Source organism: Corynebacterium gottingense (assembly GCF_002285125.1).
Classification (GTDB): domain Bacteria; phylum Actinomycetota; class Actinomycetes; order Mycobacteriales; family Mycobacteriaceae; genus Corynebacterium; species Corynebacterium gottingense.
Genome location: NZ_NSGN01000005.1, coordinates 165,545 through 181,156, shown reverse-complemented (window position 1 = coordinate 181,156; position 15,612 = coordinate 165,545). Strand labels below are relative to the sequence as shown.

Here is a 15,612-nt window from a genome sequence, read left to right as displayed (position 1 = left end):
CGTTATCGGAGTCCTTCGGCTCCTCAACCGGACCGGCCGGCTTGGACTTATCATCGTTCGGATCAGTCGGCTCACCGTTGTTCTTGTCACCGGTGACCTCGTCACCATCATTGGTGCCATCACCATCGGTATCCGGCTTCGTCGGATCCGTCGGAGCACCCGGCTTACCGTCCTCGACCTTCTTGCCGTCCTCATCGAACGGGTTCTTGGAGCCGTCGACCTCGTCACCGTCGTTAATGCCGTCTTCATCGGTGTCGGCCTTGTTCGGATCGGTACCGAGCTTGTCCTCCTCATCGTCGGTCAGACCGTCGTTATCGGAGTCCTTCGGCTCCTCAACCGGACCGGCCGGCTTGGACTTATCATCGTTCGGATCAGTCGGCTCACCGTTGTTCTTGTCACCGGTGACCTCGTCACCATCATTGGTGCCATCACCATCGGTATCCGGCTTCGTCGGATCCGTCGGAGCACCCGGCTTACCGTCCTCGACCTTCTTGCCGTCCTCATCGAACGGGTTCTTGGAGCCGTCGACCTCGTCACCGTCGTTAATGCCGTCACCATCGGTGTCGGCCTTATTCGGATCGGTACCGAGCTCCTTCTCCTTATCGTCGGTCAGACCGTCCTTATCGGAGTCCTTCGGATCCTCAGCCGGAACGGCCGGCTTGGAGTCCTGGTCATTCGGATCAGTCGGAGCAGGCTTGCCGTCCTTGTCCTTGTTGTTGACCTCGTCACCATCATTGGTGCCATCACCATCGGTATCCGGCTTCGTCGGATCCGTCGGCGCACCGTTCTCACCGTCAGCAACCTTGTTGCCGTCCTTATCGAACGGGTTCTTAGAACCGTCTACCTCATCACCATCATCGATGCCGTCATCATCGGTATCAGCCTTATTCGGATCGGTGCCAAGCTCCTTCTCCTTATCATCCGTCAGGCCATCCTTATCGGTGTCCTTATTGTTCGGGTCAGTGGGCTCGTCCTTCTCGGACTCATTCGGAACAGTCTTGCCGTTCTCATCCACCTTGGTGTTGATCTCGTCGCCATCCTTGACATCGTCACCATCGGTATCAGCCTTGGTCGGATCCGTCGGAGCACCGGGCTTACCGTCCTCGACCTTCTTGCCGTCCTTATCGAACGGGTTCTTCGAACCGTTTACCTCGTCACCGTCATTAATGCCGTCATCATCGGTGTCAGCCTTATTCGGATCGGTACCAAGCTCCTCCTCCTTATGGTCAGTCAGGCCATCACCATCAGAGTCCTTAGCGACTACGAAGGAGTCAGAAGCAACATCCTGGGCACCAGACACAAGTACCGCAGAGTAGATGTCGCCAGCCTTAGCATCATCCGGGACGGTGAAAGAGCCACAGTCCTTCAGGTCATTGAGAAGCTCAATGTCACAAGTCTTGCCGGTCGGCTTACCGTTCTTGCGCCACTCGATCTTGTTCGGCAGCACCGGAAGATCACCAGAGAGCTTTACCTTAGCGACATCACCAGGCTTGGCCGGGGTGTCGGTGGTATTGAAGTTAGTGATATCCAAATCAACGCGACGATCCGGAACTGCAGCGAAGTGGATGTTGTAGAAACGAGCACCACGAACCGGACGTGACTTCTGCTCTGCAGGGCTGCCTGATGGCGCCCACGTCGTCGAGTAGTTATTCACTGAGTGGAAAACAGGCTGCTGCCACTGGCCATAGCCAACGATTTTCTCACCATCTTTATTTTCAACCCACATGAACGTGTCGTGGGGGTGGTACTCATCCTTCGGCACGCGGATGGTGTAATCACCGTTCTCATCAGTCTCGGTGTAACGGACCGACTGGACGTACTCCGGGTGCTCCTCGAGCATCTGCTTGGTAGCCAGCGCGCGCTTCTCAGCCGAGAGCTTCTTGACCGCAGCGTTAGCCTGACGGCCTTCCTCCGTGAGCGTCGCGGCATACACCTTGTAGCCAATACCGGAAGGCTCTCCCGTACCAGTCGAACCGGTTAAGAGCTGACGCTCATCGCCGGTCTCTAGCCACACGCGACCAGAGTAGTCGTACCAGTCATCAATTCCACGAACCTGCGAGTCTTCCTTGATCACCTTCAGCCCATCCGGAAGCGGCAAGCCCGGCTCCGGCTTCTTGTTGCCCATCCAGTAGTTGTTCGGGTTCGTAGGCAATTCAGCAAGCCAAACGCCAGTGCCCTGCATGTTACCGTTCGTACCAACAGCACCCGGGAACTCACCCAGCCCGTCGCCGGACCCCTTGCCGTACGCATACGGTGTATAACCCGGAGCTACACGAACGATTTCACGTTCATTTCCAGTCTCTTCATTGTCCGGCGACTCCGACCAAACACGGAACTTCTGAGCCGTCAAAGCCTTGTACTGACGCTCCTTACCGTTTGCATCAGTCCACGTCGGCACCTTAAAAGCGTACATACCCGGGCCGTTCGCACCGAGGACTCCGTCAATAGTGTGGGTTTTTGCGGAGTAAATCGGGGACTCCGCGCCATCTACATCCTTCCACTGGAAGTAGACCTTCGTGCCGTCCGGTGCGCCCTCGAAACCGTCGTACTTCGTCGATAGAATCGCGGAGTTCTTCGGCGTCATCAGGTTGACGCGACCAGAAACAACGTCCTTAGCGACGGTCTGCGCAGCAGATAGCTGCGTACCGGAGGTAATGGTGCCGTCTGCGATTGCGTCGATATTGATGGCGCCATCCGCATCAGGCGCGGGGTCGCCTGCCAGCTGGGCAGAAGCTGCCTGGACGGTGTTCGGCGCTGCGATCGGCTGCGCAAACGGGGCAACCAACGCGAGCGACAGCGCTGCTGCCGCAATAGAGGTCCCGCGACGGCGGGAGATACTGTACTTCTTCATGCTGTGAAATCTTCCTTCCACGAAGATGTTCTGGACAAAGAGAAAGCCCGAAGGAGCGTGGCTGCCAGCACCTGCCTAAGGCGATAGCAGGGACGTCCACGCCGACTTTCACACTTGTCAATCTAGTGACGCTCGCCTGTCACTCGCCGCAACGTTTTCAGCGCATCCCAATCCTGATAAGAAACAAGGAAATTGGGCGTTCGACTGGGCAGGTGTGGCGTCGATAGGCGTTGGCCTGCGAGTTTGTGTGCTAGTGAGACGTGAAGGATGGTCGAGAACGTGAAGTACAGCCGTGAAATTCGATCTATACCTAAGAAGTCACGACGGGAGCGTTGGGCCGGTACTTCTGCATATCGGGACCCGATGCGCTGATGCTGATCGACACCCAAGGAACAGGCAATCTGGGCTGAGCACTCGCAAAACATTTGTCCAGGTTATTTTCTCGGGCAATGGAAGTGATAGCAGTATCGATACAAGAACGTCTTCACGAGCGTACAAGATTGTCGAGCGATTGAGCGTCAATTAATTCTTGCTAAGAGTTTGCGCATGAGCTATTTTGCACCCCCGAAACGGGTGGACGGCTCACAGAAAACTATCGAGGGCGTTCGAGTTACACTGCGCGCGAGGTGTGAGGGAACGCGAAAGCGCCCGCCCCGATCCCCATACGGGGAGCAGAGCGGGCGCGGTGCTTACGCGGTGTTAACCGCGTTCGGAATGGCTACTTAGAGGAACCATCCAGCTTGACGGAGCTACCACCAAGACCACCAGGAGCACAGTTGTCGTAAATGATCGTGCCAGCAATGATGCCAGCAGCAATCACAGCGATACCAGCACCGACAGTGGCCAGGTCGAAGCCTGCCTTACGCAGCTGCTCATTCATCTGCGACAGCGACTGCGCAGTCTGCGGATTGAACATACCCAGATTCTGCTGAATCTGCGCATTCGCACGCTCCAGATCCTTCGAGACGTTCTCGACAAAGTCAGAGACACCCGGGATAGACATCTGCGTTGCCAGACCAACCGGAATCAGCGCCAGCAGCGGCAAACCGAAGCCCACAGCAGAAGCCGCACACTTACCCTTATCAATCGCCGGCGCCTGCGGGGCCGGCGTCGTGGTAGTCGGGTCGGTTACGCCACCCTTCGCCTCAACCGTCGTGGTCACGGTATCGATGACCTTGCCATCCTTATCCTTGATGGTCACCGTGATCTTCTCACCCGGCTTCGCATCATCATTGGCAGTAATGACCAGGTTGCCCTTGCCATCAATCTCAGCCTTGCCCGGCCCCTTGACCTCAACGGTAGTACCAGCCGGCACCTCGCCGCCCTTGTTCGGAACAGTCACGGAACCGCCCGGAACAACAGCGTCAGTCTTACCGTCGGTCTCCCAATCCGGGTTCTCAACCGGCGTCGACGGCTCACCAGAGCCACCCTTCGGCGTGGACGTCTCATCGAACGGGTTCGAGCCCTCGTCAGCCTCTTCCTTGTTGGTAACACCGTCGCCGTCAGCGTCACCGTTCGGATCCAGGATGGACTTGCCATCCTTTCCAACCAGCTCGAACTTCGCATCAGCAGAGTCCTTCGACCCATCCGCGTACTCGAAGTCAACGCCCACATTCGGCTCAGCAACCGGAGTCAGCGCCTCAACAAGCTTTTCCCAACCAGTCTGACCAAGCTGCTCGAACTGATTCGCCAGATCCTCGTTGGACGGAGCCTGCGCAGTCACGGTGCCGTCCTCGTCCGCAGTGAACTCCCAATCAGTCGCGCCGGCCGGAGCATTCACCGTGATCTTGGTGCCGTCCGGAACCGGCTTGTCACCAAACGGCTTCTCAGTCGTTGCGGACTCACCCGGCTTGACCTGGTTCGCGGCATCGCCGTAGGACGGATCCTCGTCGCTTGCCGTGGTGGTCTTGTTGTTGTCGTCTTCGCCCTTGGTGTGGCCGTCAACCGGGACCTCAACGGTGGTCTTGCCACCATCGAGATCCGGATCCTCAATGGTCACCGTGATAGGGCCATCAACATCCTCACCCGGAGTGACCACAACATCACCGGTTTCCGGATCAATCTCGACCGGGATGTCCTTGCCATCCTTATCGGTAGCGGACGGCTTCGTATCCGCATCCGGATTCGTCACCGTCACACCAGTCGACTGCTTCTCATCAGACGCCTGGACCGTCTTCGGGTTTTCCGGGACCTCAACCGTGGTCTTGCCATCAGACTCACCAGCAGGCTTGCCATCACCATTGTCATCCTGGCCCTTGGTGTGGCCCTCAACCGGAACCTCGGCGGTGGCCTTACCGCCATCAAGATCCGGATCCTCAATGGTCACCGTGATCGGACCATCAACCTTTTCGCCCGGGGTCACAGAGATGTTGCCATCCTCATCAACCTCGACCGGGATGTCATTGCCGTCCTCGTCAGAAGCGGTGACCTTCGTCTCTGCATCAGGCTTATTCACCTTCACACCAGTCTGCTGCGACTCATCAGTCGGCTTCACAGTGTTCGGATTATCAACACCATCAACGCTCGTCGCATTGTCGTTGACGCCCTTGTTGTGCCCCTCAACCGGAACCTCGGCGGTCACCGGCTCATCAAGATCCGGATCCTCAACCGTCACCGTAATCGGACCATCAACATCCTCACCCGGCGTGACAACAACATTGCCGTTGTCATCGATAGACGCCGGAATCTCCTTGCCATCCTCATCGGTCGCAGACACCTTCGTGTCCTTACCCGGATTGGTGACCTTCACACCAGTATCCTGCGACTCACCAGTCGGCTTGACCGTCTTCGGATTGTCTGCTCCCTCAACCGAAGTCTTCGCCGGCACAGTCGGGTCGCTCTCCGGCGCGCCATTTTTGTTGTCATCCTTGCCCTGCGAGTGACCTTCGACATCAACATCAGTCACCAGCGGAGCATCCAACGAGGGATCATCAACCGTCACCGTGATCGGACCATCAACATCCTCACCCGGCGTGACAACAACATTGCCATTATCATCCAGCTTCGCCGGGATGGTCGCGCCATCCTCGTCCTTGGCTGCCACCGTGGTCTCATCGGTCTTGTTTTCAACCTTGATACCAGTCGACTGCTCATCAGCAGTCGGCTTCACGGCCTGCTTACCAGACTCGTCAAGCTTGACCGCATCATCAGCAGGCGTCTCTGGATCTGTAGTGTCCTCCGGCTTGCTCTTCGGATCGTTCGGGTCGGTGCCCGCATCAATCTCATCCTTATCGGATGCACCATCGCCATCGGTGTCTGCAATGTTCGGATCCGTCGACTCACCGTTGTTCTTCGAGCCGTCAAGCTCTTCCTTATCGGTCAGCCCATCACCGTCAGTATCAGCCTTCGTCGGGTCAGTACCCTTCTCAGCTTCTTCCTTATCTGTCAGGCCATCACCGTCAGTATCAGCGGTAGCGTCCTTGACCACCAGGGGGAAAGTGCGGGTCCCAGTCGAGTCACCATCGGTGACCTTCACCGTGACATTAAAGACCGCATTGCCGTCCTTCGTCACAATGTCAGCGGCATCCGTGTCATACGCCGGAGTACCAGTAATCTCACCAGTTGCCGGATCGATCTCAATGCCAGCAGGGGCATTCTCCAACGCGTACGTCGGGTCCGTCAGCTCTTCACCATCAGCAGTCTTCGCGGAAACCTGGATCGGCTCAATAGCCTCATCAGACCACGCCTCCTGGCCCTTGATCTTGTCAACAACCAGATCACCAGCAGCCGGAGTCGGCTCACCAGCCGGCACCTGCACCACAATTGTGTCGTTGATTTCCTTACCATCAACCGTCGCGGTGATCGGCAACTCAAAAGTCTGCGCCGGCGCATCCGCAGCAGGCTTCGGCACCGAAATCGTTGCCTTACCATTCTCATCGAAGGAAACCTCAGTACCCTGCGGTGCATTCGCCGTATCCGCCTTGAACTCAGAACCAGCCGGCAGCACGTCAACCGGCTCACCGTTCTTCGTCAGCGTCGGCGAAACGGTAGCCTTACCGTCTGTATCCACCGTCTGCAGCTTCGGATAATCCACACCGTAGGAATCCGCCACCGTCGGCGCAGTCACCGTCGTCTCAACAGGATCAGACGGCTCCTTGCCAGACTCAGTCGCCACAGCCTTGATCTTGTCGCCTTCATTAAGCGGAAGATTCGACTTCGGGACCGCAGCGGTAAACGTGCCCGGATTATCCTTATCCTCCGACGCAACAACCACCGCGCCCGACGGCAACGTCACTGCAACGTCACTGCCCGACGGAGCCTTCACCGTCACGGTACGATCACTCGTCGTCACCGGATCAACAGTCGGCGCCTCAGACTTATCAAGCACCTGATCCGTCACCGTGAAGTTCGATCCCTTGGTCGTCTCACCATTCGGCGAAATCGCAACCAGCGTGTAATTCTCGCCAGCCTCCAAACCATCAAGGTTCGGAATGTTTAACGCACCATTCTCATACGCACGGCGATCACCCATCGAGTTATGGCCAACAGCATCAGCCTGATCAAACGAGACCTTACCGTTGTCATCCTCCGTCAACTTCGACGTCGGCAACACCCACACCGTCATCGGCGCAACACCATTGTTCGAAACACCAATCAAACGATCAGTCTTCGGATCCGTGTACTCGGTACGCAGCGCACGAACATCAATATCCGAATCATTGATATTAACCTTATCCTGCGCAACAGTCGGCGCAGCCGGCGCATACGAACCCGGCAACGTCGGATCAGTCTTATCAGTCAACACCTCCTGACCATCCGGCACACCATCACCATCAGAATCAGCCTGCGAGATGTCTGTACCAATCTCACGCTCATACTGATCCGTCAACCCATCACCATCAGTATCAACAACATTGACGTAGTCGGACGCCACTGAATGATTCAGCAGTTTTGGACGCTCACCATTATCGACTGGACCGACATTTACCCTCGTATCCTGGTGGTCAACTTCCAGCCAAGAAAGTGCCTCGAGGTACTCACCCTCCGGCTGATTCGTCAACTTCAAGAAGTCAGGGCTGAGCTTGTACTCGATCGTCCAGCTTCGGTTCTGCCCGAGCGTGCCCCAGAAAATGTCATTGACGTTGCCGCGAACTTCATCAAACCGCTTATTATTGAAGTTCTCTCCGTCGTTCAAGAACGATAGTTCAGGGTTTGACGCCGAGGTGGCGAGCCCCGTGGACTTATCAAAACCCATTGTCCAAGCGGTACGTCCATTGGACTTATTCCCGTTCACATCAGAGTTGTAAACGGTGACTGATTCAACGTACGGCGCAATCTTCGGATCGAGCTTTTCATTAATCAGATAGGTGCCACCATATTCCGCCTGCAACAGATTCTGCGTAAACTTTGCGGTCGAAGTCGACTTCAGAACGTTGTTTTCCTGATCATAGTTAAGGTACTTTGCAACCCCCTGAGGAATGTTATCAGGCGACTGCTCCCCCGAAATCTCAGTATTTGCGCCGGACTGTTTAGCAGCCTCTTCGGGGCTCAGCATGAGCGTGTTCTGGACCGAATTTCGCACAATTCTGCCATCCCCGCGGACCCAGTAGTAGTCAGCGGCGAAGCCGTCCGAGGGCGGATTAAGGTCCGAAAGCTGCTGTCCATCGTTCAGGAAGATTTGAACGTACGAGGCATACGCCTTACCTGGTGCACCTGGGAAGTTTGGATTGGAATCCGCGAAAGACAGGGCCCACTCGGAGCCCTTCGGATCACGCTTCTTAAAGGTACCCTGCGGGTCACCCTTGGTACCTACGAGTTCAATGCGAGCGATCTGCGAATAGAGCTCCTCGTCACGGAAGCGAATATATTGCGCACTCGCATCCGGATCAGAAGCCGTCGCCTCGCCCTTGAACGCCGCAGAGTTGATCCAGTGGGGGACTTTGTACACGAACGCCGTGCCAGTTGCTTGACCATCGGTATATTCCGGAATGAGACCGACGTAACGTACGTTGTCAGCTTCACCCTCATCGTATATGCGACCAGTGTCTGCAGGCAGGTAGTTGCCCGCAGAGTCAGTGATCTGCCCCGGAGCTGCCTGCGCCACATTTGCAGCATTCGGCGCCGCAATCGGCTGCGCAAACGGCGCGACCAGCGCGAGCGACAGCGCCGCTGCCGCAATCGAAGTCCCGCGACGACGGGACACATTGTGCTTCTTCATGCTGTGAAAACTTCCTTCCACGAAGACGTTCTGGACAAAAGAGGAAAGCCCGAATGAGCGCAAGACACACCCACATCAACAAACAGCAGGCAGATCCACGCCGACTTTCACACTTGTCAATCTAGTAAAGAATGCAGATTTCACAGTCAGGTTTTTAACAGGCTGAGCCACTACCTGAGTTCGACTCAGTTGAACGTCCAACTGTCATATCCCAGACCACCCCCACCCATATGCTGCACTTTTAATATGGACGTTCACTTTTACGGTGTCCCAATACCTAAAAATTCGGGAAGATGCCGCCAGCACTACACCGAGTGCCACTCAGCTATTCCCTTAGTAATATCTTTGAAAACTTTCGAGACAGGTGGACAGGAAGTTGCAGTCTCAATCTATATTTGCGGCCAACGCACACCCCATGCGCGCCGGTTACAGGCATTCCAGCCGAAGTCGAAAGTCGGAAATCCCACAGCGCGAAACAGATCCGTACGGCGCGCGCTTTCCCTGTTCGAACATCCAGGTTCGGCACCACACTCAGGGTAAGTTCTTCGTAAGAATTGGCAACTTACTTGTGAAAGTACCCACGAACGGGGGATTGTGGCGCCAGGCGACCTACTCGCCCTCGGGGGCCAGGAACGTGATGGCTTCCGCAGCGCGGGCGCGGGCCTGCTCCACCGTGTCGGCGGTGCACAGCGCCATCGCCGTGTTCCCGTGTACTTGCACGCTGGCCTCGTCTACCGCCATCGCGCGGGCGATCTGCGCGGTGGAGGGGTTCACGCCGTGGAGGAAGGCGGCGGCGCCGGGGGAGGTTAAGGTGGCGTCGATAGGCAATCCTGCGGTGGCGCGCGCGTGCAGATCGAACTGGTTGACGCGCTGGGTCACGCGCGTGAGCAGGCCATCCGCGTCGGGGCGTGGGGTGGCCTGGGAGAAGTAGACCTCGTCGCCGTCGACAAACAGCTCGATCGAGTACACACCGCGGCCCGCGATCGCGCCGCTGATGCGCGCCGCGATCGAGCGGGCGTTATCGGCCGCGGCCTGCGACAGCGCTGCCGGCTGCCAGGTTTCCACGAGCTTGCCGTCCTCGTGGCGGGTGCCAATCGGCTCGCAGAACCAGGTGGCCAACTCCCCCGTCGCCGGGTCGATGGAACGGGCGGTGAGAATTGTGACCTCGTAATCAAAGTCGATGTACTGCTCCACCGCCACCGGCTCGGATGCGCCCTCGGGGCCGCAGGCCGTCTGCGCCTTTGCAAACGCCTCGCTCAGCTCGGAAGCCTCGCGCACCACGGACTGGCCTTCGCCGGCGGTGGAGCGCCCCGGCTTGACCACCAGCGGGTAGCCCACTTGCTCCGCGCACGCCTCGAGGTCTTCCACGGTGTCGACGAACTTGTACGCCATCGTCGGCAAGCCAAGCTCCTCGGCCGCGGTGCGACGCACGCCCTCGCGATTGCGGGTCATGCGGCAGGCCTCCACCGTAGGGAAAAGCTCGCAGCCCGAGGTATCCACCAGCTCGCGCAGCTTGGTCAGGTCCGTGCCCTCGCCCGCGACGGTGATGTCCGGGGTCATGTTGCCCGGCGCGCCCTGCGCAAACGTGCCCAGCTGCACCTCGTAGCCCAGGTGGCGAAAGGAGGTTGCCAGCTCCTCTTCCACCGCAGACGTGCCGAGAATGAGCACTTTCGAGCGCTTCGCCATATTCATAGGCGCCTACTTTATGACGCGGCGATTGCCTGGGCAAACAGGCGCGCTGGGGAAAGCTGCGGCGATTATCGCTCCATGACGTCGTTACGCACGATCGTCTGGTCGCGGCCCGGGCCGACGCCGATGTAGCTCATCGGCGCGCCGGACAGCTCCTCAAGGCGCAGCACGTAGTCCTTCGCCTTCTGCGGCAGCTCGTCAAATGTGGTGCAACCGGTGATGTCCTCGTCCCAAGCGGGCATCGTTTCAAAGATCGGCTCCGCGTGGTGGAACTGGGATTGGGTCAGCGGCATCTCGTCGAAACGCTCGCCGTCCACGTCGTAGGCCACGCAGATCGGGATCTCGCCGATGCCGGTGAGCACGTCCAGCTTGGTCAGGAAGAAGTCCGTGAAGCCGTTGACGCGGGCAGCATAGCGGGCCACCACCGAGTCGTACCAGCCGCAGCGACGCTTGCGGCCGGTGTTCACGCCGACCTCACCGCCGACTTCCTGCAGGTAGTCGCCCCACTTGTCAAACAGCTCCGTGGGGAACGGGCCCGCACCCACGCGGGTGGTGTACGCCTTCACAATGCCCAGCGACGCCGTGATCTTGGTCGGGCCAATGCCCGCACCCACACATGCGCCGCCCGCGGTGGGGTTGGACGAGGTCACGAACGGGTAGGTGCCGTGGTCCACATCCAGCATGGTGGCCTGGCCGCCCTCCATGAGCACGTGCTTGCCCTCGTCCAGTGCCTTGTTCAGGGTGTACTCGGCGTCAATCACCATCGGCTTAAGGCGCTCGGCGTAGGACATGAAGTACTCGAAGATTTCGTCCGCCTCGATGGCCTTGCGGTTGTACATCTTCACCAGCATCTGGTTCTTCACGTCCAACGCGGACTCGATCTTCTGGCGCAGGATCGACTCGTCAAAGATGTCCTGCACGCGCAATCCCACGCGCGCCACCTTGTCGGCATAGGTGGGGCCGATGCCGCGGCCGGTGGTGCCGATCGCGCGCTTGCCCAAGAAGCGCTCCTGCACGCGGTCCAGAGTCTGGTGGTACGGCGCGACCATGTGGGCGTTGCCGGAGATGCGGAGGCGCGAGGCGTTGGCTCCGCGAGCCTCCAGCCCGTCGATCTCCTCAAACAGCGCCTGGAGGTTGACCACCACGCCGTTGCCCAGGATCGGGGTGGCGTTCTCGCTCAGCACGCCGGCCGGCAGCAGCTTCAACTCGTACTTCTCGCCGCCGACGACGACGGTGTGCCCGGCGTTGTTGCCGCCGTTCGGCTTGACCACGTAGTCAACCTTGCCGCCGAGGATGTCGGTGGCCTTCCCCTTGCCCTCGTCGCCCCACTGGGCGCCCACAATGACGATGGCGGACATTTTCACTCCTTATATAGGCAGTAATCCGCGCTTATTGTAGCGTGACCCCTATGCGGCTGATCCATTGCGCGTGCGCAAACACCACTTCAATCCCCGGTGCCGAGCACCACCAGCTCCCCGAGGTGCCGACGCGCAAGGACCTGCGCTTCCTCGACGCCGCGGCCAAGGAGGTCCTGCCGGAAGACCCCACTCCGTCGCTCGCGGAGATCCAGGCCTCCCCCAACGTCGCGCACCTTGGCCAGCCGGCGCCTGCGCCGCAGCAGCCCGACGAGCGCTTGCGCATCGTCGTCTCCGGCACCGACAAGGCGCTCGCCGCCGTCCTCACCCGGATGATGCGTGGCGACTACCTATGGGCGGAGATCGCTTACCTCCCCGTCGACCCCTCCTCGCCCGCAGCGGTGGCGTGGGGATTGAGCGGGCTCGACCGCGACTCCCTCATTTCCCTTGCCACCTCTGGGCCCGTCGTGCCGTCGCCGTGCGTGCGCACCGACACCGGCGAAGTGGTCGCGGGGGCAGCCGCGATCTACCACGACGACGGCGCAAGCGAGTACGTCGGCGAGATCGTCGTCGACTCGGAGCGGCTCCTCTACCGCAGCGGCTCCGAGCCCTCCGCGCGCTTCCACGGGCAGTTCGGCGCACGCCTGGTACCTACCCCCGGCACCCCGGGAATTGCGTCCTCCGCCCTGACGACTCCGCTGGTGCCCACCGGGCCTGTCTCCAGGCGCTCACCGGCGCAACTAGAGCGGTTGCACCGCCTCCCCCTCCTCCGCGGACTCACCCGCAACGCGGGCGTTGCGCCCGGTCAGACGGATTCCTCGCGCGTCCTCACCGGCCGCGCGCTGCAGTCCGGTGGCGACGCCATCACCGTCGAGCTCGACGGGGTGGTACGCCCCCGAACGGTGGAGCGGGTGACCTTTTATCGGCACCTCCGCGACATCCAGAGCGTCAAAATGGGGGCAAATTCTGGGATGTGACACATCTCACATAGACGATTTCTTTACGCCCATACTGAGGTGGCCGTTATCACTTCGAGACGTTTACCCAGCGCGCACACAGCACCTCAAGTCATCCAAACGTCACGTTCTTGCAGGTCACCGTTAGTGGCGCGGGGATTGTACCGACGGTCCGCAAATCCGTCATTCGTTCATATGTTCCACTTGCCCCGAACGGGCCGACCTGAGACGGCCGTTCAAGCGAGAATCTCAAATCCGCTCTACATTCGTTCTTGTTCGCAACGCAGCGAAGCGCGAGCCAAGTGCTCGCAGGCTTCGTCGCTAAGCGAGACAGTCCGCACAATGGGCTGAGTTAGATAGACCCCTGAACGAACTCGAATCACGAAGGAGCTTTTCAGCACCATGGCTAACACCAACCGCATCGAAGATCTGGCAAACGCCACCGCATACGACGTTGACGGCGACAAGATCGGCGGCGTCAAGGACGTCTACGTCAACGACACCTCCGGCCAGCCGGACTTCGTGTCCGTGAACCACGGCCTGTTCGGCGCCGGTACCTCCATCGTTCCGCTGCGCGGCCACACCCTGCGTGACGGCGAGCTGCACCTCGCATTCCCGAAGGGCCGCATCGAGGACGCTCCGGATCTGGACGAGAACGGCCACCTCACCACCGAGGACCAGGATGCGTTCTACCGCCACTACGGCCTGACCGACACCAAGGACGTCACCACCTACGACACCGGCCGCCACGCTGCTGCTGGCACCGGCGCCGCTGCTGGTGCTGCAGGCGTCGCAGGTGCCGGCGCTGCCGCTGGTGAGCGCGAGGTGACCACCGACGAGACCGCTCGCGCAAACGCTGCTGCCGGCACCCGCGAGAACGTCGCTGACACCGACAAGGACGCGATCATCCGCTCCGAGGAGCAGCTGAACGTGCAGAAGGACCGCGTTGAGTCCGGCCAGGTTCGCCTGCGCAAGTACGTCGTGAACGAGACCGAGACCGTCGAGGTCCCGGTTGAGCGCGAAGAGGTTCGCGTTGTCCGCGAGCCGATCACCGACGCTGACCGCGCCAACTACGACGGCAAGATCGGCGAGCAGGAAGCTTCCGTCACCCTGCACGAGGAGCGCGTCAACGTCTCCAAGGAGTCCGTCCCGGTGGAGAAGGTTGCCCTGGAGAAGGACACCGTTCAGGACACCGAGCGCGTCTCCGAGGAGCTGCGCAAGGAGCGCTTCGACACCGATGGTGTCGAGGGCGTCGTCGACGGCAAGGACACCAAGAAGTAAGCCCCTCCGCCGGTAGGTAACCGGCACACCCTTTCACGAGAGCCCGGTGGGTACCACTCCCCACCGGGCTCTCGCACGTCTTCGGGTGGGCGCTATTCGTCGTAAAGCTCGGGCGGGTACTTCGGCGAAGACGACGTCGGCGCGAGCACCGATGCCGCGGACTCGTGGGACATGCCGCTGACTTCGAGCAGATCGACGATGAGCGAGCGCGTCTGCGCCAGGATGGCGTACGCCGAGAGCACCGCATCCTCCGGCACTGCGTCCATCGACGCGCGCTGGCCCGCCACGCGCAGCTCGTTGACGATGCGGGGGATGGCAATCGCCTGCGCGCGGCGCGAATCAACCCCGTACACCTCGGAGAACTCCAGGCAGACGTGCGACAGCGTATCGATAAGCTCCACCTGCTGCTCCGTCACCGCATCCCCGTCCTCGCACAGCACGTGCGCGCGGCGCGCCAGCACGCGGGTCGTGCGGACCGCGTTATCCACCGGCGGGATGACCAGCGAGAGCGAATTGATGTAACGGCGCACGCTCCACAGGAACGGGGAAATGCGGATCGACTCCTTGCCGGACTTCACCGCCGACGCCATCTGGTCAATATCCGTCTGCGAGCTACGGATGGCCTCGAAGGCTTCGTCGATGATCTCGGGATCGCGCTCGCGCAGCCCGTTCGCAACGTCGTTAAGCACCGAGCACAAAATGCCCATCACCTTCGAGATCTCCGACCTCGCGCTCTGCATCGGCGCCTGCGGAAGCAGCGCGAGCGTCACCATCGAGACCACGACGCCGACGATCGCGTCGAGCGTCCTATCAATGCCGGTGACCTCCGCGCCCGGCGGCATGATCGTGGCAATGAGGACCGAACCGATCGCCACCTGGTTAATCGCCAGCTGCGACTTGGTAAAAAACGACGCGATCGCGAGCGATCCGGAGACGATCAGCGCGATCTGCCAACCGCCCTCGCCCAGCCGGTAGAAAAGAAGGTCCCCCACCAGCACACCAATCGTGCCGCCGATAGCCAGGTCCCACGCCTTGGAGAGGCGCTCGCCGCCCGTCATGCCGATCATGATGATCACGGAGATCGGGGCGAAGAACGGGCGCTGGTGGCCGAGCAGATCCTTGGCAATCCAGTACGCGAGGCCCGACGCGATGCCGATCTGCAGGATGGGCAGCAAGCGCTTCCGCACGCGCAGCAGGCGCGACTGCACCGACTGGTCGACCTGTTTCAGCCGTTCTTTCGTAGTCAGCCGGTGCTTCGCGCTCCCGGCGTCCTTCTGTTCCTCCATGGTGCCTACATTAGCCACCGGGCGGGCGCGCGCACGA

At 60.0% G+C, this 15,612-nt stretch carries 7 protein-coding genes; 2 read left to right on the top strand and 5 right to left on the bottom strand.

The window, feature by feature from the left end:
* From CKJ82_RS06735 to CKJ82_RS06720, 4 genes are all read right to left on the bottom strand, one after another.
* A partial coding sequence (locus CKJ82_RS06735) for a hypothetical protein (RefSeq protein ID WP_095537530.1) occupies positions 1 to 2,851 on the bottom strand: 2,851 nt, incomplete at its 3' end.
* 718 nt (positions 2,852 to 3,569) lie between these two features.
* Positions 3,570 to 9,008 carry a putative Ig domain-containing protein gene (locus CKJ82_RS06730; RefSeq protein ID WP_095537529.1) on the bottom strand — a complete coding sequence of 1,813 codons (5,439 nt, stop codon included), beginning with the start codon at positions 9,006 to 9,008 and terminating at the stop codon, positions 3,570 to 3,572.
* 609 nt (positions 9,009 to 9,617) lie between these two features.
* Positions 9,618 to 10,700 (bottom strand): ATP-grasp domain-containing protein, encoded by a 1,083-nt coding sequence (locus CKJ82_RS06725; protein ID WP_095537528.1) that lies wholly within the window; start codon positions 10,698 to 10,700, stop codon positions 9,618 to 9,620.
* A 65-nt stretch (positions 10,701 to 10,765) separates the two neighbouring features.
* Complete coding sequence (locus CKJ82_RS06720) at positions 10,766 to 12,055, bottom strand: adenylosuccinate synthase (protein WP_095537527.1); 1,290 nt, start codon at positions 12,053 to 12,055, stop codon at positions 10,766 to 10,768.
* 50 nt (positions 12,056 to 12,105) lie between these two features.
* On the opposite strand from CKJ82_RS06720, the gene CKJ82_RS06715 reads away from it, so the two are divergent.
* Both CKJ82_RS06715 and CKJ82_RS06710 read left to right on the top strand, forming a co-directional pair.
* Entirely contained in the window at positions 12,106 to 13,029 is a 924-nt protein-coding gene (locus CKJ82_RS06715; RefSeq protein WP_095537526.1) for a hypothetical protein, read from the top strand.
* Positions 13,030 to 13,410: 381 nt separating this feature from the next.
* Complete coding sequence (locus CKJ82_RS06710; RefSeq protein ID WP_095537525.1) at positions 13,411 to 14,289, top strand: PRC and DUF2382 domain-containing protein; 879 nt, start codon at positions 13,411 to 13,413, stop codon at positions 14,287 to 14,289.
* Positions 14,290 to 14,381: 92 nt separating this feature from the next.
* Here CKJ82_RS06710 and CKJ82_RS06705 read toward each other — a convergent pair whose 3' ends face one another.
* A complete protein-coding gene (locus CKJ82_RS06705; protein ID WP_095537524.1) occupies positions 14,382 to 15,575 on the bottom strand; it encodes an FUSC family protein in 1,194 nt (397 codons plus the stop codon).
* Positions 15,576 to 15,612: the final 37 nt, after the last annotated feature.